The following is a 21,917-nucleotide window of genomic DNA, read 5'->3' as shown; positions in this document are numbered from 1 at the left end:
ACTCTTATCCTTTATGCCCTCACCACCCCAACCGCTGCCCACCTTCTGCCATCGACCCAGGTGGCGTTACAGCTCACAGTCACAGGTCGGCACCGGCAGGTAGGATGGCAGAGGCGCGTCGGGAAGTCTGGTCGACAATACTTTTTCCATCCCAGGAACTGGAGGGTCCCTCATGACGACGCCTACCCCACCCCGTCGAAAGCTCACGATTCCGCCTCGGGGCACCTACCCGGAGGCCCTTCGGATCGGCGAAATCCTCCGGAAGGAGTCAGTCGGCGGACTGCTCCTGGTCGGGATGGCCGCCCTGGCGATTATCTGGGCCAACTCCCCCTGGGCCGACACTTACTTTTCCCTTCGCGACTACCGCATCGGATACGAGCCTTGGCATCTGAACCTGAGCCTGGGTGGCTGGGCTGCCGACGGACTTCTGGCAGTGTTCTTCTTCCTGGTGGGCTTGGAACTCAAGCGGGAGTTCGTGACCGGGGACCTGCGCCAAATCCGCACCGCCATCATCCCGATCGCGGCCGCGGCGGGCGGCGTAGCCGTCCCTGCCCTCATCTACTTGACCATGGTTGGCCCCGGCAGCGACCTGGCCGCCGGGTGGGCCATTCCGACCGCCACCGACATTGCCTTCGCCGTTGCCGTCCTGGCGATCATCGGTTCTCACCTGCCCAGTTCGCTCCGGATCTTCCTGTTGACCCTGGCCGTAGTGGACGACCTGATCGCGATCACCATCATTGCCATCTTCTACACGGAGACAATCAACCTGGTGCCGCTCCTGCTGGCTCTGGTCACCATCGTTATCTACGGCCTGATTGCCCAGTTGTCCCGTCGGTTCTTCCGGACGCATGCCCTGGCCGCTTGGCTGATCCTGCTGCCGATCGGTGCGGTTGCGTGGGCGTTCATGCACGCCTCTGGCATCCACGCCACCATCGCCGGGGTGCTCCTCGGTTTCACCATCCCGGTCCTGCACCGCTCGTCTGATCCCGATGACGGCCCGGGCCTGGCTGAGCAGTTCGAGCATCGGTTCCGGCCGCTCTCAGCGGGCTTTGCGGTCCCGGTCTTCGCTTTCCTCTCCGCCGGAGTCTCCCTGGGCGACGGCTTTGGCTCAGCAATGGCCGACCCGCTCACCCTTGCCATCATCGTGGCCCTGGTGGCGGGCAAGCCGATCGGCATTGTCGCCACGACCTGGCTGATGAGTAAGGTGGCCCGGATCAAGCTCGATCCTTCACTGAAGTGGATTGACCTGGGTGGGATCGGCCTGCTGGCGGGGATCGGCTTCACCGTTTCGCTTTTGGTGGCTGAGCTTTCCTTCGAGCCTGGCAGCCCGGAGCACAGTCACGCCAAGGTGGCCATTTTGACCGCGTCGGTCCTGGCCGCTCTGCTGGCCTCGGTTGTGTTGATTGCCCGGAATCGTCGCTACCGCAAGATCAGTGAGCTAGAAGCGGTCGACGCGGACCAGGACGGCATTCCGGACGTATACCAGCATTAGTCACACCACGAAGTCTAACCTCCCATGAGGTCTCGAATACCAAAGCAAGATCTACGATCGATCACAGCCGCACTCAAGGTGTAATCGAGAATTTACGCCCTCAAAGTGACAATACCATGTAGCACTAGTTCCCGATCAAAATGACTGAATTACGTCGCCATTGAAGACAAATTATTGTGACAACTCACATTAGAATCGTGATCATGCGCCAATCGGTAGCTTTGAACTGTCAACTCGTGTAGACACTCCGTCATCGACAGCATTCTGAATACTTTCGGAGCAAAAGCAAAGATGCACGCGTCAAAATTTACCTGCAGTAGATACTAAAAGCTAAAAACTCAGCCGCTAGGCCCATTGGCCACAGTCCGGACACATCTATCGCCCCCAATTAGCGCATGACTCCATCAGAGCAGGCACTCATCGTTCAACGAAGCAAACTTGCATGCCGTCTCGTCTGATACTTCAAGCTTGCTCCGCGTTATCATAGAGCTCAGTTTTGGCCCATTCAGCAACCCACACAACCTAGATACACAGATTCTTGATTTACAAAACTTGAGCCCAACCGGAACACTAAACCACTTGCCCACCTAACTTGGGCGACCGAAACGGAATTTGAAAATTGCACTCACCTCAGTCTGACAGGTATCCACGCCGGATAGGTATGTTAGTTTGTCTGCGACCCAAACAGGTCCCGCTTCCTCAAACCCAACCGTGCCACACAGCTGCCCTGACTCATCAATTCCACTTTCTGTGCAAGATGCCGATTTATTCATCAACGCAACGCTCCAGCTCAGGCAACCATCCAATTTGACTTCTCCTCACAGAGGGACCAACGATGACACCTCCATAGTCTATAACGTGTCGCCATGCTGCGCAACCTTCTGTGAGTGGAATCTAGACTTGAGTGTCGATGATCCCCAATGTTTTTGGCTGGGGTTGGCCCACGCATCCAAGCTTTTCTACGTGGGCCCAACAACCCGAACCGTCCATCAGAGTCCCAGAGACACCGATCGCCTGGGCGTACATTCATTGATCCGCGTAATTTGGGCGAGCAAAAGCGCCTATTGTTACATCGTGACCAGAGACTCACTTCTTCAGGAGTCTAGCCCCAGTGCATTAGGACCCACGGCAGTCCCCTATTGCAATCAGGGCTTGCATACGCACTACCTAGATGGGGAGTCCCCGAAAACACCCCCACGACCGGCAGTGCTCTCACATATCGAGCTGTACTGTCTTCGCATCCAGGCAGCCGCAAACCGCTCCCCCATCATCACGGTGCGCCGAGGGGGACTTGAACCCCCACGCCATCAGGCACTGGAACCTAAATCCAGCGCGTCTACCAATTCCGCCATCGGCGCCCAGGCTCCCGGTTACCCCGGGGAGCCGCGATTATTCTACACGGACCGGCCTCTCAGGCCGAAATAGGCTGGGCTGCCTCGCGCACAGCCCGGGTGATGGTAGCCTCCCCCACCACCTGAGTCCCCCGGTAGAGGACCAGCGACTGCCCGGCCGCGATGGCCCGCACCGGCTCGGCCAGGTGGACCCGGACCTGCCCGTCGGGCTGCATCGACACCTCGGTGACCACGGCCGGGGTCCCGTGGGCTCGCGTCTGCACGGTAATGACCGCCGGATCGACGTCAGCCAGGGCCCGCCCACCCAGGGTGGACCCGAACGAGGCGGTGGCCGCCTCGTCCACGGTCAGGTCGTCGACCAGCCAAACGGGATCCATCCCGAAGATCGTGTCTACGCTCAGCAGCGTGGACGCCCCCACCACCACCTGGTTCGTTTCGGGGCGGGTTTCCAGCACGTACCGGGGCTTGCCGTCGTCCGCCGGGCGTTCGATCCGCAGGCCTTTGCGCTGGCCGACGGTGAACTGGTAGTACCCGGTATGTTCGCCCAGGACGTTGCCCTCGACGTCAACGATCTGCCCGGGCTCTTCCCCCAGGTGGGAGCGCAGGAAGCCGCTGGTGTCCCCGTCCGGGATGAAGCAAATGTCGTAGCTGTCCGGCTTGTTGGACACGCCGAGTCCCCGCCGCTCCGCTTCGGCTCGAACCCAAGCTTTGTTGGGGGCCTCTCCCAGCGGCAGGACCACTCGGGACAGTTCTTCGCGACCCATGATGGCCAGCACGTAGGACTGGTCTTTCAGCTCGTCGTAGCCCCGGTGCAGTTCGGGACCGCCGGGGCCGTCGACCCGACGGGCGTAGTGCCCGGTGCAGACGGCGTCAAACCCGAGCGCTTGGGCTCGTTCAGCCAGCTCCCGGAACTTAACGAACTCGTTGCAGCGGACGCAGGGGTTCGGGGTGTGCCCGGCCCGGTATTCGCGGACGAAGTCTTCGATCACGGTTTGTTCGAACTCTTCGGCCAGGTCCCAGACGTAGAACGGGATCCCGATGATCTCGGCGGCCCGGGCCGCGTCGGCGGAGTCCTCCACCGAGCAGCACCCGCGCGAACCCACGCGGCACGCCGCCGGCTCGGCCGACAGGGCCATGTGCACGCCGGTAACGTCGTGTCCGGCTTCCACCGCCAGCGCGGCAGCCACCGCGGAATCCACCCCACCCGAGAGGGCAGCCAGTACTCTCATTGGTCTCTCCGATCTAGGTTCTGCGCCGCCGCCAGCGCCTCCGGGAGGGCCCGTAGGAACCGGTGGACTTCAGCTTTGGTGTTTTCGGGGCCGAAGGAAACCCGCAGCACCCCGAGGGCTTCGCGTTCGTTCCGCCCCATTCGCAGCAGCACTTCGCTCGGCCGGGTGACGCCGGCGTGGCAGGCGGAGCCGGCCGAGACCATCACCCCGGCCTCGTCCATTTTGAGCAGCAGGATTTCCGGGTGCGCGGTGGGCAGGCTCAGGTGCACGATCGCGGGCGAGCTGGGGGCCGTGGTGGTGGCATGCACTTCCGGGGGCAGCCCGGCCAGCAGGTGTTCGCGCAGTTTCTCGTAGTGGTGGGCGCGGGCGGAGACGAACTCGACCGCGTCGGTCAGGGCGGCCGCCAGTGCGCAGGCTCCGGCCACGTCGACGGTCCCGGAGCGGATTTTTCGTTCCTGCCCGCCTCCGGCCCGGTCGGTGTCGATCGTGACGGCTCGGGAGGCGACCAGGGCGCCGACGCCGACGGGCGCCCCAATCTTGTGGCCTCCGACGGTCAGCAGGTCCACCCCCAGGTCGGCGTAGGACACGGGGATCTGGCCGATAGCCTGGGCGGCGTCGGTGTGGACCCAGGCTCGACCGGAAATCTCATCCACCAGTTCGCGCACCGGCTGGATCACCCCGGTTTCGGCGCAAACCAGGCTCATGGAGGCGACGGCCACGGTTTCGGGTTCGGCCACCGCGAAGGTGGAGACGCCGTCGGGTCGAACCGGCAGCACCTCCCAGTCGTAGTCGCAGCGCTGGGCGCCCGCCTCCTGCTGGGCGACCGCGTCGTGTTCGACGGCGGAGACGACGATCCGGCGCCGGGCCGGGTCGAGACGCCTGGCCCCGCGGGCCGCCCCCATCACGCCGAGCGCGTCACTTTCGGTGGCCCCGGAGGTGAACAGCACCTCGTTTTTGTCGGCGCCGAGCGAGCGGGCCACCCGTTCACGGGCATCCTCCAGCAGCCGTTTGGCGGCTCGGCCCCCCGCGTGGAGCGCCGACGGGTTGCCGGGGGTGGCGCGCAGCTGGGCAACCGCCTCCCGCCAGGCGTTTTCCGCCGCGTCGGAGATCGGGGTGGTGGCCGCGTGATCCAGGTAGGTAAGCATCAGGTGAGCGTCGCCAATAGCTGTGGGACCACCTCGTTCACGTCTCCCACGATCCCGAAGTCGGCCAGTTCGAAGATGGGGGCGTCCGGGTCATCACAGACGGCGACGATCACCTCGGAGCCCTGCATCCCGCAGGTGTGGTGGATGGCGCCGGAGACGCCGAGGCCCAGGTAGAGGCGCGGGGCGATGGTGATGCCGGTTTGGCCCACCTGAAGTGCCCGGTCGGCCAGACCCTCGTCGCAGGCCACGCGGGTGGCTCCCACCGCTCCCCCGAGTCGCTGGGCCACCTCGTGAACCAGCTCAAAGTTGTCTTCGGCGCCGCGCCCGCCCACCACGACAATGTCGGCTTCGGCCAGGCGAGCGGAGGCGTCTCCCTCCTGGCGCCGGGCTGAGACCACCTGTACCGCGCTCACTTCGGGACGAGCCGCGACGGCGAGGGCTGTCAGCTGGCAGATGGTGGGGGTGGCGCCGAGCGGGAAGGTGGCCGAGCCGGTCAGGGCCACCAGCGGGACGCCTCGTTCCAACTTGAAGCGGGTCACCCAGGTGCCGCCGAGGACGCTCTTGGAGGCGACCAACTGGCCGTCCTCCTCGCCCACGGTGGCCACATCCACGGCCGCCGCCCCGTCAATCAGCGCCGACAGGTGGCCGCAGGTTTCCTTCCCCCAGTAGGTGCCCGGCAAGATCACGGCCCCGACGGGTCCGCGCTCGTCGATCACTGCTGCCACCAGTTCGGCGGTGGCAGCGGGCAGGCGCGGATCGGCTCCCCCGGCCCGAATGAAGACTTCGCTGACTCCGGCCGCACCCAGGTCGGCCAGGTCCGGTTCGGCGGCAGCGGAGACGGCCCAGACCGGTCCGGTGGTCAGCTGGTGAGCGGCCCCGATTACCTGCTCCATAGCTTTGGTCAGGCCGCCGTGCTCACCTTCGCGCTCAACCGCCACAATGATTGGTTTTTCCACTGTCTTTCCTTAGTTCAGATGCGTGCGCAGGAACTGGGCGAGGCGAATCCCGCCGTCCCCGGTGTCTTCCACGATCTCGTGGGGGCCGGTTCGCTCCTGGGGCCGGGCTTCCAGCACCTCCGAGTGGGAGGCGAGGCGCACCCCGGCCGGGGCAAAATGGGCCAGGTCGTCCCACCCCACCTCGTCCAGGGGCTTGGCTCGGGCCGCTTTCAGCGCTTTGAAGCTTGGATAGCGGGGTTCGTTCACCTGGTCGGTCACCGACACGACCGCGGGCAGCGGGGCCCGGAGGGTTTCCTCCCACCCGTCAACCACGCGGCGTGCCTCCAATTGGCCGTTCCCCAGTTCGAGCTGGGAGGCGAGTCCCAGGTAGGGCAGGCCCAGGTAGGTGGCCAGCGCGGGTGGCACCAGCGAGGTCATCCCGTCGAGGGAGGCCATCCCGGCTACCACCAGGTCGACGTCGCCGAGGGAGCGGACCGCGGCGGCCAGCACTCCGGCCGTGCCGGGGGCGTCTAGTCCGGCCAGCTGCTCATCGGTGATGTGCAGGCCCCGGTCGGCCCCCATCTGCAGGGCCCGCAAAATGGCTTCGTCGGCGTCGGCCGGCCCCATGGTGAGGGCAATGACTTCCCCGCCCTGCTCCTCTACCAGCGACACGGCCGCCTCGATGGCGTACTCGTCCAGTTCGTTGAGAGTGTCGTCCTCACCGCGGACAATCCGCCCGTCTTCGAGGCGACGCTCCCCCTGCCCGTCGGGAACATGTTTTACGCAAACCACTACTTTCATAAGTCCTAGCTTGCCACGCTTTCGAGGGGTCGACGAGGCGCGTTCGGGGCGGAATTGCTCACTTCCAGCTATTTGTTGCCATTCGCGTCGGAAAAATCCGCCGCTGACCGGCCCTTTCCGGGTGGCAATCCGGGCGGAGTTGGCTGGTGGCGAACACCACTTTCAGGTCCGCCTCCGAGCGGCCAAACCGCCTCGAACTGGGAGGACAGCGGATACTATCTTGGTAGGCCATTTGGCCCTGGGGTAGTCTCTGATGGCTCATGCAGTCCTCGACAGTTGAACCAGAAAGGCGGAGTAGGCCCATGACAACACCCATGTTGCATAGCCTCAGCCAAGCGGTTCTGCGGCCCTCACCCTATTTGGCGCCGCGTGACAACCCCGATCCTCACCGGCTGGGCGTCTACCCCAATGCCCGCGGTGGGCTCGACATTGCGGTGGTGGCCGCCCACGCGACCGGGGTTGACTTTTGCATCTTTGAAGGGACCGGACGAGGAGAACGAGAGCGGCGCTGGCGTCTGCGCGGACCGGTCGAGGGCATCTGGCACGGCTCGATCGACGGCCTATTCGAGGGCACCGCGTACGGCTTCCGGGTGTTCGGCCCCTGGGACCCGGACAACGGGCTCTACCACAACCCGGCCAAGCTGCTGCTGGACCCGTACGGGCGCGGGCTGGCGGGCGAGCCGGACCTGTCCCCGGCCCTGCACGCACACCAGGTGGATCACGAGCTGTATCCGGCCGCCTACCCGCTAGCCCCCTCGCCCTTGAACTCAGCCCGGCACGCCCCCCGCTCGGTGGTGGTCGGGAACCACTTTGAGGTGGTCCCGGGCCCGCGAATCAGCTGGGATGAAACCGTCATCTACGAAACCCACGTGAAGGGTTTCACCCGAAACTTCCCGGATCTGCCCGAGGACCTGCAGGGAACCTACGCCGGGTTGGCCCACCCGAAGGTGGTCCAGTACCTGAAGGACCTGGGGATCACCACGGTGGAACTGCTGCCGGTGCACGCCAAAATGGATGAGCCGTTCCTGACCGACCGCGGCCTGACCAACTACTGGGGCTACTCAACCCTGTCCTTCTTTGCCCCGGAGCCGTCATATGCCACCGCCTCGGCCCGCCAGCGCGGCCCGCAGGCCGTGATCGACGAGTTCCGCGGGATGGTCTCGATCCTGCACCAGGCGGGGATCGAGGTCCTGCTGGACGTGGTGTACAACCACACCTGCGAGGGCGGCGACGCCGGGCCCACGGTCTGTTGGCGCGGCCTCGATTCGCTCACCTACTACCGCTACACGAACGATCACCCCCGCCACTCAATCGACGAGACCGGCACCGGCAACACCCTGAACTTTTCCAATCCGCGCGTCGTGCAGATGACCCTGGATTCGCTCCGCTACTGGGTGCGGGAAATGGGAATTGACGGGTTCCGGTTCGACTTGGCGACCACCCTAGGCCGCCTCGACAACGGCTACACCCCCTACCACCCGCTGTTTGTGGCGATGGCCGCCGACCCGGTCCTGCGCGAAGCCAAACTGATTGCCGAACCCTGGGACATCGGTCTGGGCGGGTGGCAGACGGGCAACTTCCCGATTCCGTTTTCCGAGTGGAATGACCGTTATCGGGACTCGCTTCGCACTTTCTGGCTGGTCGATTTCAAGAACATCCTGGCCGGGCGGGGCGGCCACGGCTCCTCCGATCTGGCCACACGCCTGTCCGGGTCCTCCGACCTGTTTGGGCGGCCCCCGGGCCCGCAGCGCGGTCCGCGCGCATCGATCAACTTCGTCTCCGCCCACGACGGGTTCACGCTGGCTGATCTGACCGCGTACGAGCACAAGCACAACATGGCGAACCTGGAGAACAACCAGGACGGTTCCTCCAACAACCTGTCGTGGAACCACGGCGTGGAGGGGATCAGCTACGCCACCGAGATGGACGTCGACATGGCGGACTCTTCCGGCGTGGTGGAGGACATCGTCTTTGCCCGCGAGCGCTCGATCCGGAACCTGCTGGCCACGGTGATGATCTCGGCTGGCACCCCGATGATTGTGGCCGGGGACGAGTTCGCCCGGACCCAGTTCGGCAACAACAACGCCTACTGTCAGGATTCGCCGATTTCCTGGATCAACTGGGATCTGACGAAGTCTCAGCAGCACCTGCTGCAGACCTCCCGCTATCTGCTGGCACTGCGGCGGCGACACCCGGTGCTGCGGCCCAACACCTTCCTGACCGGCCAGGCCCCGGACGGGGACACGATGCCGGACGTCTCCTGGTTCCGAGCTGACGGCAGTGTGCCCGACGGCGCCGACTGGGAGAACAACCGCACCTTCCAGATGCGCCGGTCGGGGTACCGCCACGGGGACGTGGACCTGCTGGCCGTCTTCAACGCCACCTTGGATACTGCCGAGGTGACCCTGCCCGACTCGCACGGCTCCCCCTGGGTGCTGGTGGTCGACTCGTCCTGGCCCCGGCCCAAGACCGGCGGCATCACCTCGGTTGAGACCGCCCTGGACCAGGGCGAACAGTTCACCCCGGGCCAGCAGGTGCAGATGGAGCCGCAGTCGCTGCAGCTATATTTCTCGGCCCCGGCGACCGGCAGTTGAACTGCGCTAGACTCTTTGGGTGACTACTAACAATTCGAACGAGGCGACCCTGAAGCGGGCCCTGGAGCGGTCCGCTGAAATTGAACGGGCAATTGACGAAGATCCCAGCCAATTCCGAGTACTCACCGGCGATCGACCGACCGGCCGCCTCCACCTCGGCCACTATTTCGGCACCCTGCAGGGCCGGGTGGCGCTCCAGCAGCGGGGGGTGGAGACCTGGATCCTGGTGGCTGACTATCAGGTGATCACTGACCGCGACGCGGTCGGACCGATTCGCGAGCGGGTAATTGGCCTGCTGGCCGACTACCTGGCCGCCGGGTTGGACCCGGACCAGACCACCATCTTCGCGCACTCGCAGATTCCCGAGCTGAACCAGCTGATGCTGCCGTTCCTCTCCCTGGTCACCGAGTCGGAGCTGCACCGCAACCCGACCGTGAAATCCGAGCTGGAAGCCTCCGGCGGGCGCGCCATGTCGGGCCTGCTGCTAACCTACCCGGTCCACCAGGCCGCCGACATCTTGTTCTGCCGGGCCAACCTGGTGCCGGTGGGCCAGGATCAGCTCCCCCACCTCGAACAGGCCCGCGTGATTGCCAGCCGGTTCGACCGCCGCTACGGCCGGGCCAACCCGGAGCAGCCGGTCTTCCGCCGGCCCGAAGCGCTGCTGTCCAAGGCGCCCTACATCCTGGGCACCGACGGCAACAAGATGTCCAAGTCGCGGGGCAACACGATCGAACTGGCCATGACGGCCGACGAGACCGCGAAGATCCTGAAGAAAGCCAAAACAGATGCGGACCGGCACATCACCTACGATCCGGAGGGCCGACCCGAGGTCTCCAACCTGCTGCTGATGGCGTCAATGGCCACCGGGCAGGAGCCGGAAGAGTTGGCCGCGCAGATCGGTGACGGCGGCGGCGGGGCGCTGAAGGCCCTGGTGACCGACGCCATCAACGAGCTGCTGGCCCCGATCCGGGCTCGGCGGGCCGAACTGATGGCGGATGAGGACTACCTCCTCGGAGTGCTGCGCCGCGGAAACGAACGCGCCTCCGAGGTGGCGGTCCAAACCCTGACCGAGGTCCGCCAAGCCATGGGAATGGTCTACTGACCTACCACTTGATCGACGTCCCGTGGGCTTCGTTGTAGTACATCCCCAGGTGGGTGTAGTAGTTCAGCGCGCCGAACAGCAGGAAGAGGATCCCGCCGACCAGCCAGGCCCGGCCGGCCCAACGCACCAGCGCGGGACGGTCGGTCCACAGGCCGAGGGCGAAGAGGATGCATCCGAGGGCCACCACGCCCCACAGGAACCCGAGGAATAGGGCTTCCAGCACGGGCAGGTGCCCAAAGTTGCCACTGATCGGCTCCGTCGGGGGCGCGGCGCCCAACTGGTAGCGCACGAACGAGAGAGCCAGCACCGCCATCCCGAGTCCGAGGGCTCCGACGAAGATGCTGACCGGCTTCAGGGCAGAGAACGCCACCTGCTGTCCCCCTTCCCCGCTCAGCGACCGGTGGCGCCACAAGAAGATGGCGGCCACGGACAGCAGGGCGCCAAAGGCCGCGGCCGGCTGCCCGAACGCCACGTTGGCGTACTCGAAGCCGCCGCCCCCAAAGGGCCAGGTGAGGGTGGTGTGCAGGCCGGTGGCCAGCAGCAAAATGCCGGTCACGCCAAAGAACGCGGCCCACCCTTCCGAATCGATCTTCTGCTGTTGGAGCAGGCTCTTGAGGAAGAGCGCCACCCCGATCAGCGCTGCGCCGGCGGTGAGAGCCACCAGTTCGTTATAGACAATCATCACTACATCTTTCTGTGTTTGGGAGGACCCCCAGGCCCCTGACCTGGTACTTAAGTCCCATCTGCCAGTTTAGGCTCCCGGCAGAGGCTTGACATTCGTCAGGTACTTGACAGATTCTCCGGTCGTCTGTCAGACTGATTGTCAAGTACCTGACAGAAAGGACTTTTCAATGGAAGATCTCCGTGAAATTACCGCGATGCAACTGAACCAACTGATGCGGTTGGCTCGGCGCCACCGCCACCAGCACCACCGGCCCACCCCGTGGGGCGATCCGCAGATGGGTCAGGGCCGGGTCCTGGCCCTGCTGAAACTGAAACCTGAAATCACCCAGCGCGAGCTCACCTACCTGCTGGGCACCTCGCGCCAAAGCCTGGCCGAACTGCTGGCCAAACTAGAGCAGCGCGGGTTCATCACCCGCGAACCCTCCCCGACCGACGGGCGGGTGATGCTGGTCCGCCTGACCGAGGCCGGGGCCGCTCAGTCGCAGGACCGACCGTGGCCCGGGCCGGTCAGCGCCGAAACGCTGAGCGACCTGAGCGACGAGCAGGTCCAGCACCTGCAGGAGGCGCTCGAAGTGATCGTGCACCGGCTTGAAGCCGAACTGCCCGGGGAATGTGAGCCTCGCGGGGGCTGGGGTCTGCGCCATCGCGGACATCGGCCCCACTAAAGTTCTCCCCCGACCTGCTGGCCGGGGGAGATTTTTGTTAGCGACCCATGGTCGTGTGGGTGTGCGACCTAACGGAGGAAGGCTCCGCGTTGACCGCCAGTCCCAACTCCGTGTCGCCATCCATCAGCGGGTGGGAGGGAACCACGCGAACCGCGTAGCCCACCGGCCCGGAAACCCCGAGGGTCTCCTCGCCCATGAACCGGCGCCGACCGTCCGCACCCACCCCGTCAGCCTGCAGGTTAGCGATGGAGAAGTCCTCCAGCCGATCGTCCGAACCGACCCGGCCCGAGACGACCTGCACGGCGACGTCCTCGGGGTCCAAGCCGTCCAAGGACACCTCGGCGGTGATGGACACCCGATCCCCCAGCTCAGCCACGTCGGGCACCTGGGCGTCAACGAAGTCCACGTGCACGCCGGACCAGGCGCCCCGCACCTTGGCCTTCCACTGGGCCAGGTCGCGGGCCTGTTCCCAGGGAGCCGCGTCCAGGGTCCGCGAAGCGGCCGCCACCGGGGTGTAGAGGTTGGTGACGTAGTCGCGCACCATCCGGGTGGCCTGGACCTTCGGGCCCAGGGTGGCCAGGGTGTGGCGCATCATTTCCAGCCAACGGCGAGGCACGCCCCGCTCGTCCCGGTCGTAGAACCGCGGGGCGACCGTGTTCTCGATCAGGTCGTAGAGCGCCTGCGCTTCCAGCTGGTCGCGCCGCTGGGGATCCTCGATCCCGTCGGCGGTCGGAATGGCCCAGCCGTTGGAGCCGTCGTACATCTCATCCCACCAGCCGTCGAGGATCGACAGGTTCAGGGCGCCGTTCAGGGCGCACTTCATCCCGGAGGTTCCCGAGGCTTCCAGCGGGCGGAGCGGGTTGTTCAGCCAGACGTCACAGCCGGGCATCATCACCTGGGCCATGCCCATGTCGTAGTTGGGCAGGAAGACGATCCGGTCGCGCACCTTCGGGTTGTCGGCGAACTGAACCAGCTTCTGGATCAGGCCGACGCCCTGCTCGTCGTCCGGGTGCGACTTGCCGGCAATCACCAGCTGAATCGGCCGCTCCGGATCCGTCAGGAGGCGGGTGAGCCGCTCCGGGTCGGACAGCATCAGGGTCAGGCGCTTGTAGGTGGGCACGCGGCGGGCAAACCCAATGGTGAGCACGTCGGGGTCCAGGATCGAGCCGGTCCAGCCGATTTCGGCCGGGGAGGCTCCCCGCTCCAGCCAGGCGGCGCGGGCCCGCTCACGGGCCGAGTCGACCAGGGCGCTGCGGAGCTCGCGGCGCTTGTTCCACAGCACCTCGTCTGGCACGCCGCCCTGATCTTCGCTCTTCAGCCAGCCGTTGCCTTCGGCATCTTCCAGCACGCTCATGTAGTCCAGTGCCATCGACTGGAATGAGGGGCTGCGCCAGGTCGGGCCGTGGACGCCGTTGGTGACCGAGGTGATCGGCACCTCGGGGACGTCAAAGCCCGGCCAGAGCGAGGCGAACATGCCGCGAGAAACCTTGCCGTGCAGCTTGGCCACGCCGTTGGCCTTGCGGGCCATCCGCAGGCCGAGAACCGCCATGTTGAAGACGTGCGGGTTGCCACCCTCGTAGGACTCGTTCCCGAGCGCCAGGATGTCTTCCACGTCGACCCCGGGCAGGGGCATCGCCGACAGGTAGGTGCGAACCGTGTTCTTGTCGAACCGGTCAATCCCGGCCGGAACCGGGGTGTGGGTGGTGAACAGGGTGCCGGAGCGAACCGCTTCAATCGCAGTCCCCAGATCCACCTGAGCTTCGCCTTCCATCAGCTCGCGGATCCGCTCCACCGACATGAAGCCGGCGTGGCCCTCGTTGCAGTGGTACACCTCCGGGCGGGGCGTCCCGGTCAGACGGGAGTAGACGCGCAGCGCCTTCACCCCGCCCACCCCGAGCAGCAGTTCCTGCTCCAGGCGGTGCTCGGCCGAGCCGCCGTACAGGCGATCGGTAACCGAGCGGGAAGCATCGTCATTGTCCGGCACGTCCGAGTCCAGCAGCAGCAGCGGCACGCGGCCAACCTGAGCCACCCAGATCTGCGCGTTCAGCACCCGACCTTCGGGCAGGGGCAGCGAGATCCGCGCGGCGGAGCCGTCAGCTTCACGCAGCAGGGTCAGGGGCAGGTTGTGCGGGTCCAGCAGCGGGTAGGTTTCCCGCTGCCAGCCGTCCCGGCTGAGGGACTGGCGGAAGTAGCCTGCGCCGTAGAGCAGGCCCACGCCCACGATCGGCACCCCCAGGTCCGAGGCGGACTTCAGGTGGTCACCGGCCAGGATGCCCAGTCCCCCGGAGTACTGCGGCATCACCGTGGTGATCCCGAACTCGGCGGAGAAGTAGGCGATGGCGGCGGGCTTATCCGAGTTGGAGAACTCGGACTGGTACCACTTGTCTTCGGTCAGGTACAGGTTCAGATCGGCGGCCAACTGCTGGGCCTCTTCCACCACGGCGGAGTCGGCGGCCAGCTGTTGGAAACGCTCGGGAGAGATTTCTCCCAGCAGCGCCACCGGATCGTGCCCCGCGCGCTCCCACGCGTCGGGGTCCAGAGAAGCAAAATACTTCACGGTCGGTTCGTTCCAGCACCAGCGCAAGTTGCGGGCCAGCGTGTCCAGGACAGCCAACTCGTTGGGTAGCACGGTGCGCACTGTAAATCTACGTATCGCTTTCACGCGTCCCAGCATAGCCACTACCCCCGGACAAGAAAGAAAGTTGCCAAAATGTCCGGCTTTCGGGCCCAACATGTTGCACTCTGCACACCCGGTGGAAGGGACCGTCTACAATTTGTGATGTGAAACAGCGACTGATTAACCGGATTCCCGCCATTCGAGTTTTCCCCGTAGTGGAGAACGGCACCTTTGCCGCCAAATCCACGGAAGGGGAAGCTTTCCCGATCAGGGCCACCGTGTTTCGCGAAGGCCACGATGCTTTCGCGGCTGAGGCCGTCCTAATTGACCCCGACGGGCTCGAATATTCCCGCACCCTGATGTACGACATCGCCCCCGGGCTAAACATCTATGAGGCGTGGGTCGCACCTGATCGACCGGGACTTTGGTCATTTAGAATCGATACCTGGTCGGATCCGTGGGCCACCTGGAAACACAATGCGCGGGCCAAGATCGGGGCCGGGGTCGACGTGGAGCTGATGTGTGAGGAGGGGGCTCGCCTCCTGGAACGGGCCGCCAGCGGCGCCAACGTGGCCGGCCGTCGTCCCCCCTCGCGCCCCGCCTACCACAAGAAGAAGCCGGGCAAACTGGCCCTGGTGGAACTCTCCCGGGCGATCGAGGCCCTGCGTGACCGGGAGTTGCCGGCCGGTGAACGCCTTCGGGTGGCCACCTCGTCCACCATCGAACAGGTCTTCTCCCTGTCCCCGCTGCGCGACCTCCTCGAAGCGACCGTGCGCTACCCGCTCCAGGTCGATCGTCGCACCGCTCTGTACGGATCCTGGTATGAGATTTTCCCCCGCTCCTACGGCGCCTACGTGGACGAGGATGGCAACTGGGTTTCCGGGACGCTGGCCGGCGCCGCCCAGGAACTGGACCGGATCAAGGACATGGGTTTCTCCGTCGTCTACCTGACCCCGGTTCACCCGATCGGCACGACCTTCCGCAAGGGCCGGAACAACACGCTGACCGCGCTGGCCGGCGACCCCGGCTCCCCCTACGGAATCGGCTCTCCCGACGGCGGACACGACGCGATCCACCCGGATTTGGGCACCTTCGAGGACTTTGACAACTTTGTGGCCAAGGCGGAGCGGCTGGGGCTCGAAGTGGCGCTCGACATTGCGCTGCAGGCCTCCCCCGATCACCCGTGGGTCCGGGAGCATCCGGAATGGTTCACCACCCGCGCGGACGGCACCGTCGCCTACGCGGAAAACCCGCCCAAAAAGTACCAGGACATCTACCCGCTGAACTTCGACAACGATCCGGCGGGAATCTACCAGGCCATCTGGGACCTGATCGAGTTATGGATCTCTCACGGGGTGAAGATCTTCCGGGTCGACAATCCGCACACGAAGCCGGTCAACTTCTGGCAGCGGTTCCTCGCTCAGATGCGAGCGGAACACCCGGACGTGATTTTCCTGGCGGAGGCTTTCACCCGCCCGGCCATGATGGAGACGCTGGGGATGGTCGGTTTCCACCAGTCGTACACGTACTTCGCCTGGCGGACCTTCAAGGCCGAACTGGAAGAGTACTTCGTGGAGGTAGCAGAGAAAACCGCGCACCTGATGCGGCCCGCTTTCTGGCCGACCACCCACGACATTTTGACCCAGCAGATGACCACCGGGGGCGCAGCCATCTTTGCCATTCGGGCCGTTCTGGCCGCAACCGGCGCCCCCACCTGGGGGATCTACTCCGGGTACGAGCTGGTGGAGAACGTCCAGCGGCCCGGGTTTGAAGAGCAAATCGACAACGAGAAGTACGAGTACCGCCCGCGAGACTGGGCGCGGGCCGAGCCGCTGGGAATCTCCCGGCTCCTGACCCTGCTGAACCGGGCCCGGGCCGCGCACCCGGCCCTGCAGCAGCTGCACCAGATCAGCATTCACCCCACCTCGCACGAGGACATCATCGCGTTCTCCAAGCACGTGCCGGCTCGCTTCTCCCCCACGGGTGAGGACGACACCGTCCTGGTGGTGGTCTCGCTGAACCCGCACGCGGAGGTGGAGGGCACCGTCTACCTGGACCCGGCCCGCCTGCGCCCGGCCCTCTCCGCCCACGAGGCGGCCCCCGGCTTCGGACCGGGCGGCCTCCACCTGGTGGATGAGCTCGACGGGATCGAATACCGCTGGGGATACGAGAACTACGTCAAGCTCTCGCCGTGGTCCCGCACCGCCCACGTCTTCGGGGTACGCAGTTGAGTCTGCTGTCCTCCCTGACCGGAGCCCGCTGGTTTCCCCAGGACTGGCGGGAGGCCAACTGGTCCGCCCTGGACGAGGTGGACCTCGGCTCGGGTCAGCGAATCCTGCTCGCCGAACCGTACCCGGGCGGGCCCCGCCTGCAGGTGCCCCACAACTTGGCCGGTGAGGCCAGCGCCGACCCCCAGTGGTGGCGGGCGTGGCTGCGCGCCGTAGGGGTCCCCATCGAACTGGAGCGGGTGGCCCCCCTCGGCCAGGAGCAGTCCAACACGTCGGTGGTGCTGCACCTGCGCGACGGCCAGCAGTGGGTGGCCAAACTGTTCCGGGTGGTCTACCCGGGGCCGAACCCGGACGTCGAGTTGCCCCAAGCGTTGCGGGCGGCCGGCTTTGAACACACGCCGGCGGTCAGGGCTTCCCTGCCGTGGGGCGAATCGACCCTGGCGGTGGCCACCGACCTGGTGCCCAACACCGGGACCGCCTGGGAGTACTTCCGGGCCGCGGCCGAAGCCGACCGGGAAGTGGAGGCCGAAGCCGAGCAGCTGGGCCACCGCCTCGGGGAACTGCACCGGGCCCTGGCCACCCTCCCGGTCACCGGCGTGGCCGAGGTACCCGCGGAGCGGGTTCGCCAGGCCCTGGCCCAGGCTCCCCTCGAGCCGGAACTGGCGGGCGCCCTCGCCGGGCGAATTGACGAGCTGGCCGCGGCGGTAAAGCAGGTTCAGCTGACCCGGGTCCACGGCGACCTCCACCTCGGCCAAATCCTTCGCACCCCGGACGGCGACTGGCAGGTGATCGACTTTGAGGGCGAGCCGCTGCGGCCCCTGACCGAGCGGAACCGGCCCGACCTGGCCGGGCGCGACCTGGCCGGGATGCTGCGTTCGTTCAGTTACGCCGGTTGGGACCACCCGGAGTGGGCCCGGCGAACCAAGGCGGCGTTTCGGCGCGGGTTCACTCCCGCGGTCGACGAGGCACTGGTTCGGCTGCTGGAAGTGGAGAAGGCACTTTACGAAGTTGAGTACGAGGCACAGTTCCGACCGGACTGGCTCCAAGTGCCGTTGGCCTCAATTAACGACCTGATGCAACATGTGAACTAGCACCCATTTGTTTGCCTGGGCATGAGACAATTAGGGCATGATACCTGTAGCTGATTCCATCCTGACCGAAGTTGCCCACGGCCGCTACCATTCGCCCCACTCAGTGCTGGGCGCGCACTTGGGGGACGGGTCGGTCACGATCCGAACCGTGCGTCACCTGGCCGACTCGGTCACGGTCCTCACCACCGACGGGGCCACCCCCGCCAAGCATGAGAAGGACGGCGTTTGGGTCGCGGTCCTGGACCGGACGGACCTGCCCGACTACCGCCTCGAAATTGCCTACGGCGATTCCGTCATCACGGTGGATGACCCGTACCGGTTCCTCCCCACCCTGGGAGAGATGGACACGTACCTGATTGGCGAGGGCCGGCACGAGCAGCTCTGGCACGTGCTGGGGGCACACCGAAAGTACTACGACGGGCCGATGGGGCCAGTCGAGGGGGTGGCCTTCGCGGTCTGGGCGCCCAATGCGCGCTCCGTCCGGGTGGTCGGCGACTTCAACTTCTGGGACGGAACCGGCTCGGCCATGCGGACCCTGGGAGAATCCGGCGTGTGGGAGCTGTTCATCCCCGACGTGGCGGTGGGCGCCCGCTACAAGTACGAGATTTGCGGCCCCGACGGGAACTGGTTCCAAAAGGCCGACCCGATGGCGCGCGCGACCGAAGTGCCACCCGCCACCGCCTCGGTCGTGACGGAGAGCCAGTACAACTGGAGCGACAACTCGTGGATGCAGACGCGCGGATCCCGCTCACCGCATTCGGAGCCCATGTCGATCTACGAGTGCCACGTGGGCTCCTGGCGGCAGGGCTTGAGCTACCGTGAGCTGGCCGACGAACTGGTCCCCTACCTGCTGAACCTGGGTTACACCCACGTCGAGTTCATGCCGGTGGCGGAGCACCCCTTCGGCGGGTCCTGGGGCTACCAGGTCACCTCCTACTACGCCCCCACCTCGCGCTACGGCGTGCCCGACGATTTCCGCTACCTGGTGGACCGACTCCACCAGGCCGGCATCGGGGTAATCATGGACTGGGTCCCGGCCCACTTCCCGAAGGACGCTTGGGCGCTGGCCCGGTTCGACGGAACCCCGCTGTACGAGGACCCGGACCCCCTCCGCGGCGAGCACCCGGACTGGGGCACCCTGATCTTCAACTTCGGCCGCAATGAGGTGCGGAACTTCCTGGTGGCCAACGCGCTTTACTGGCTAGAGGACTTCCATATTGATGGACTGCGCGTGGACGCAGTGGCCTCCATGCTGTACCTGGACTACTCGCGCCAAGACGGGCAGTGGCGCCCGAACCAGTACGGTGGCCGCGAAAATCTGGAAGCGATCCAGTTCCTGCAGGAAGCCAACGCCACCGCCTACCGGCGCAACCCCGGCATCGTGATGATTGCCGAGGAGTCGACCGCCTGGCCGGGCGTGACCGCCTCGACCACCGGTGGGGGGCTCGGGTTCGGGTTCAAGTGGAATATGGGCTGGATGAACGACACCCTGCGCTACATGCGTGAGGATCCGGTCAACCGGCGCTGGCACCACGGGGAGCTGACCTTCTCCCTGGTCTACGCCTTCTCGGAAAACTTCTTCCTGCCGCTGTCGCACGACGAGGTGGTGCATGGGAAGGGTTCGCTGCTGTCGCGAATGCCCGGGGACCGCTGGCAGAAACTGGCGAACCTACGGGCGCTGTACGCCTACCAGTGGTCACATCCGGGCAAGCAACTCCTGTTCATGGGCCAGGAGTTCGCCCAGGACAACGAGTGGAACGAAGCCTACAGTCTGGACTGGTGGCTGCTGGACGACCCGGCCAACCGCGGGGTCTCCGACCTAATTCGCGAGCTCAACCGGGTCTACCGGTCTGCGCCGGCCCTGTGGGATGACGACTACACCGGGTTCGAGTGGATCAATGCCGGCGATGCCGACCACAACGTCATCTCCTACATTCGCCAGGGGCTGGACGAGCACGGCGAGATGGACTACCTGGTCTGCGTGATCAACTTCGCCGGGAACCCGCACGAGGGCTACCGGGTCGGTCTGCCGTTCGGCGGCCTGTGGGAGGAAGTCCTGAACACGGACGACGCGCTGTTCAGCGGGTCCAACGTGATCAACGTCGGCCCGCTCACCTCGGAGGAAATCTCGTGGGACGGGCGGGAACACTCGGTGGCCCTGCGGGTGCCGCCGCTGGGCGCCACCTGGTTGCGACCGGTACGTTAGACCATCAGCATGGTGGCCAAGCGGGAACGAGCCTGCTTGACCACCGCTGGGTCTGACCCCAGGTTCAGCAGTTCCACCAGGCGGGCGCGGGCCGGCTCGCGCTGCTCTCCGGCCACCAGGCCCAGCAGCAGGTTGTAGGCGGCCGCCTCATCACCCTGGGCGAACAGTCGATCAGCCCGGGCGAGTTCCGACTCATCCTCATGGGCCAGGCGGACCTGGAACTCGGCGCGCGCCAACGCCTGTTTGGCTTCCCGGTCTGACGGGTTGTTGGCCAGTACCTTCTTCCACAGGGCAACGGCTCCCTCCCAGTCGTCCTGCATTTCTGCGGCTCGGGGGGCCTCATGGGCAGGGTTCGTGTTCTCGATCCGGCCGGTCACCCCGAGTTGAGGAGCGACCTGGAGCAGCTCGGTGATCAGCGCTTCAAACTGCTCCGGCGTGACCGGCCCTTCGAACAGCGGCACCGGCCGGCGGGCCACAAGCGCGATCGAGGTGGGGAGCGACTTAATCTGCAGGGCGGCGGCCAGTTCCGGGACCGCATCCACGTTGACCTTACCCAGTTGGAAGGCGCCCGCGTGTTTGCGTGCGGAGGCCTCCAGGACGGTCAGCACCTGCTGCGACCCCAGGTCCTGCGCCGGGTAGAACAGGAGCACCACCGGTACTGACTGGGAGAGGTTCATCTCCTCTTCAAAGTTGGCTTGGGTAACGTCGACAATTGCAGCGTCAGAAATAGCGGATAGATCTACCGCACCATATGTATCAGACATTTACTCTCCTGCTGGTTTTGCATTGTCGTCTCTGGTTACGTTGGTGATGGCCCGCTCACTGCCGACAATGCGAATGGGGTCCTTGCTATCGGACGGCGGAATTGTAAAGAAGACGTTGACAACGTAGTTGACGGTAACCGTGCCAATCACGTTCGGGTCGGTCAGGTAGGCCGCGGCCGTGCCCCCCAGAGTCATGGTGGATCCGGCTACCGTTCGGGCATAAACGTCGCTGTAAGTAAACGAGGTGGCCACCAGTGCCTCCCCGGTGGCCAGCTCGACCCCGGTCACCGGATAGTCAGCCAGGGCGGCGCTCGAAGTGACGGTGCCCAGGTCCTTGACCGACTCCTTCAGCTGCTTCTGCTCGTCGCGCACGTAGGGTGCGAAGGTGTTGTCGTCGAAGGCGTCGGTGCTTTTCGGGTCGTTGATGTACTTGATGTACAGGTCCAGCGCCTCTTCCGGCGAGTAGCGGAAGCCGTGAGCGTCGGGCTTGAGCACCTTGGAGCCGTCCTCCACCGCCACGCCGCGGACCGAGTTTCCGCCAAGGGCGCGAACCCAATTCTCCAGCATGTAGTCCGACTGGGCGTCCGCCTGGCTGAAGATGAACACCTCGGCCGGGTCGTCCGAGGCGGCGGCCGAACCCACCAGGAGCACCCGCGGCCACGAGTCAGACACGGTTGCAGATGCCACGTTGATCTGGATGTCGAGCGGGGGGATCTCGGTGCCGGTCTTGACGGCTTTCTCGATTTGCCCGGTACGCAGGGCCAATGCCCCTGCCGTCAGACGCTCCTGCAGGACCTTCGGATCCTGTTCGGCGTCGGCCCGCAGGATCACCTCCTGCACCTCGTCGACGACCCGCTGAATCCGAGCCTCATCTAACACGGGAGCGGCAGACTGGGTCGGCTGGGGCTTGACTGTGCCCGACGGCGCCTCCACCTCGCGCAAATCGGGGCTGCAGGCACTCAGAAGAAGGGCCGAGGCGAGTAGAACCGCGGCCTGTCGATAGTTCCGCATA

15 protein-coding genes and 1 tRNA gene are annotated in these 21,917 nt (G+C 65.5%); 7 read left to right on the top strand and 9 right to left on the bottom strand.

Going from position 1 to position 21,917, the window contains the following annotated elements; genetic code table 11:
• The first annotated feature begins 172 nt into the window (after positions 1-172).
• On the top strand, positions 173-1,492 hold the full coding sequence (gene nhaA, locus SAC06_RS03305) for a Na+/H+ antiporter NhaA (protein WP_350258793.1): 1,320 nt from the start codon (positions 173-175) through the stop codon (positions 1,490-1,492).
• A gap of 1,276 nt (positions 1,493-2,768) precedes the next feature.
• Here the strand turns inward: nhaA and SAC06_RS03300 are convergent.
• The 5 genes from SAC06_RS03300 to SAC06_RS03280 all read right to left on the bottom strand — a co-directional run bounded on the left by SAC06_RS03300 (position 2,769) and on the right by SAC06_RS03280 (position 6,954).
• Positions 2,769-2,850: transfer RNA gene (locus tag SAC06_RS03300), tRNA-Leu, on the bottom strand.
• Positions 2,851-2,903: 53 nt separating this feature from the next.
• The gene (mnmA, locus tag SAC06_RS03295; RefSeq protein ID WP_350258792.1) at positions 2,904-4,073 is read right to left on the bottom strand and encodes a tRNA 2-thiouridine(34) synthase MnmA; all 1,170 of its coding nucleotides are present in this window, start codon (positions 4,071-4,073) and stop codon (positions 2,904-2,906) included.
• A complete protein-coding gene (locus SAC06_RS03290) occupies positions 4,070-5,218 on the bottom strand; it encodes a cysteine desulfurase family protein (RefSeq protein WP_350258791.1) in 1,149 nt (382 codons plus the stop codon). Before SAC06_RS03290 ends, mnmA begins: the two co-directional genes overlap by 4 nt.
• Entirely contained in the window at positions 5,218-6,174 is a 957-nt protein-coding gene (locus SAC06_RS03285) for an electron transfer flavoprotein subunit alpha/FixB family protein (RefSeq protein ID WP_350258790.1), read from the bottom strand. Before SAC06_RS03285 ends, SAC06_RS03290 begins: the two co-directional genes overlap by 1 nt.
• Before the next feature lie 9 nt (positions 6,175-6,183).
• Positions 6,184-6,954: an electron transfer flavoprotein subunit beta/FixA family protein gene (locus SAC06_RS03280; RefSeq protein ID WP_350258789.1), complete on the bottom strand. Its 771-nt coding sequence runs from the start codon at positions 6,952-6,954 to the stop codon at positions 6,184-6,186.
• 314 nt (positions 6,955-7,268) lie between these two features.
• Between SAC06_RS03280 and glgX the strand changes: the two genes are divergently transcribed.
• Complete coding sequence (gene glgX, locus SAC06_RS03275) at positions 7,269-9,548, top strand: glycogen debranching protein GlgX (RefSeq protein ID WP_350259146.1); 2,280 nt, start codon at positions 7,269-7,271, stop codon at positions 9,546-9,548.
• A 19-nt stretch (positions 9,549-9,567) separates the two neighbouring features.
• Positions 9,568-10,650: a tryptophan--tRNA ligase gene (trpS, locus tag SAC06_RS03270; protein ID WP_350258788.1), complete on the top strand. Its 1,083-nt coding sequence runs from the start codon at positions 9,568-9,570 to the stop codon at positions 10,648-10,650.
• Between the two features lies 1 nt (position 10,651).
• Here trpS and SAC06_RS03265 read toward each other — a convergent pair whose 3' ends face one another.
• The gene (locus SAC06_RS03265; protein WP_350259145.1) at positions 10,652-11,332 is read right to left on the bottom strand and encodes a DUF981 family protein; all 681 of its coding nucleotides are present in this window, start codon (positions 11,330-11,332) and stop codon (positions 10,652-10,654) included.
• 169 nt (positions 11,333-11,501) lie between these two features.
• On the opposite strand from SAC06_RS03265, the gene SAC06_RS03260 reads away from it, so the two are divergent.
• A complete protein-coding gene (locus SAC06_RS03260; RefSeq protein WP_350258787.1) occupies positions 11,502-11,999 on the top strand; it encodes a MarR family winged helix-turn-helix transcriptional regulator in 498 nt (165 codons plus the stop codon).
• Positions 12,000-12,036: 37 nt separating this feature from the next.
• On the opposite strand, the gene glgP is transcribed toward SAC06_RS03260, so the two are convergent.
• Positions 12,037-14,637, bottom strand: coding sequence for an alpha-glucan family phosphorylase (gene glgP / locus SAC06_RS03255; protein ID WP_350258786.1), 2,601 nt, complete (start codon positions 14,635-14,637; stop codon positions 12,037-12,039).
• Positions 14,638-14,780: 143 nt separating this feature from the next.
• Here glgP and SAC06_RS03250 point away from each other — a divergent pair, with 143 nt between their 5' ends.
• From SAC06_RS03250 to glgB, 3 genes are read left to right on the top strand one after another with little or no spacing between them, the layout of a single operon-like run.
• Entirely contained in the window at positions 14,781-16,847 is a 2,067-nt protein-coding gene (locus SAC06_RS03250) for a maltotransferase domain-containing protein (RefSeq protein ID WP_350258785.1), read from the top strand.
• Positions 16,844-17,935 (top strand): hypothetical protein, encoded by a 1,092-nt coding sequence (locus SAC06_RS03245; protein WP_350258784.1) that lies wholly within the window; start codon positions 16,844-16,846, stop codon positions 17,933-17,935. The genes SAC06_RS03250 and SAC06_RS03245 overlap by 4 nt, the downstream gene beginning before the upstream one ends.
• Before the next feature lie 37 nt (positions 17,936-17,972).
• Positions 17,973-20,141, top strand: a complete 2,169-nt coding sequence (gene glgB, locus SAC06_RS03240) for a 1,4-alpha-glucan branching protein GlgB (protein WP_350258783.1) — start codon at positions 17,973-17,975, stop codon at positions 20,139-20,141.
• Here the strand turns inward: glgB and SAC06_RS03235 are convergent.
• Together SAC06_RS03235 and SAC06_RS03230 are read right to left on the bottom strand one after the other, a co-directional pair.
• Complete coding sequence (locus SAC06_RS03235) at positions 20,138-20,905, bottom strand: tetratricopeptide repeat protein (RefSeq protein ID WP_350258782.1); 768 nt, start codon at positions 20,903-20,905, stop codon at positions 20,138-20,140. The genes glgB and SAC06_RS03235 overlap by 4 nt on opposite strands.
• Positions 20,906-21,916: a hypothetical protein gene (locus tag SAC06_RS03230; protein ID WP_350258781.1), complete on the bottom strand. Its 1,011-nt coding sequence runs from the start codon at positions 21,914-21,916 to the stop codon at positions 20,906-20,908.
• Position 21,917: the final 1 nt, after the last annotated feature.

This window comes from Scrofimicrobium sp. R131, assembly GCF_040256745.1.
GTDB classification, from domain to species: Bacteria; Actinomycetota; Actinomycetes; order Actinomycetales; family Actinomycetaceae; genus Scrofimicrobium; species Scrofimicrobium appendicitidis.
This window is presented reverse-complemented; position numbering and strand designations above follow the sequence as displayed.

Excerpts from the sequence above, each read along its gene's own strand:
- nhaA (WP_350258793.1), top strand. The coding sequence starts at position 173 with ATGACGACGCCTACCCCACCCCGTCGAAAGCTCACGATTCCGCCTCGG.
- mnmA (WP_350258792.1), bottom strand. The coding sequence starts at position 4,073 with ATGAGAGTACTGGCTGCCCTCTCGGGTGGGGTGGATTCCGCGGTGGCT.
- SAC06_RS03290 (WP_350258791.1), bottom strand. The coding sequence starts at position 5,218 with ATGCTTACCTACCTGGATCACGCGGCCACCACCCCGATCTCCGACGCG.
- SAC06_RS03280 (WP_350258789.1), bottom strand. The coding sequence starts at position 6,954 with ATGAAAGTAGTGGTTTGCGTAAAACATGTTCCCGACGGGCAGGGGGAG.
- glgX (WP_350259146.1), top strand. The coding sequence starts at position 7,269 with ATGTTGCATAGCCTCAGCCAAGCGGTTCTGCGGCCCTCACCCTATTTG.
- SAC06_RS03265 (WP_350259145.1), bottom strand. The coding sequence starts at position 11,332 with ATGATTGTCTATAACGAACTGGTGGCTCTCACCGCCGGCGCAGCGCTG.
- SAC06_RS03260 (WP_350258787.1), top strand. The coding sequence starts at position 11,502 with ATGGAAGATCTCCGTGAAATTACCGCGATGCAACTGAACCAACTGATG.
- glgB (WP_350258783.1), top strand. The coding sequence starts at position 17,973 with ATGATACCTGTAGCTGATTCCATCCTGACCGAAGTTGCCCACGGCCGC.
- SAC06_RS03235 (WP_350258782.1), bottom strand. The coding sequence starts at position 20,905 with ATGTCTGATACATATGGTGCGGTAGATCTATCCGCTATTTCTGACGCT.
- SAC06_RS03230 (WP_350258781.1), bottom strand. The coding sequence starts at position 21,916 with ATGCGGAACTATCGACAGGCCGCGGTTCTACTCGCCTCGGCCCTTCTT.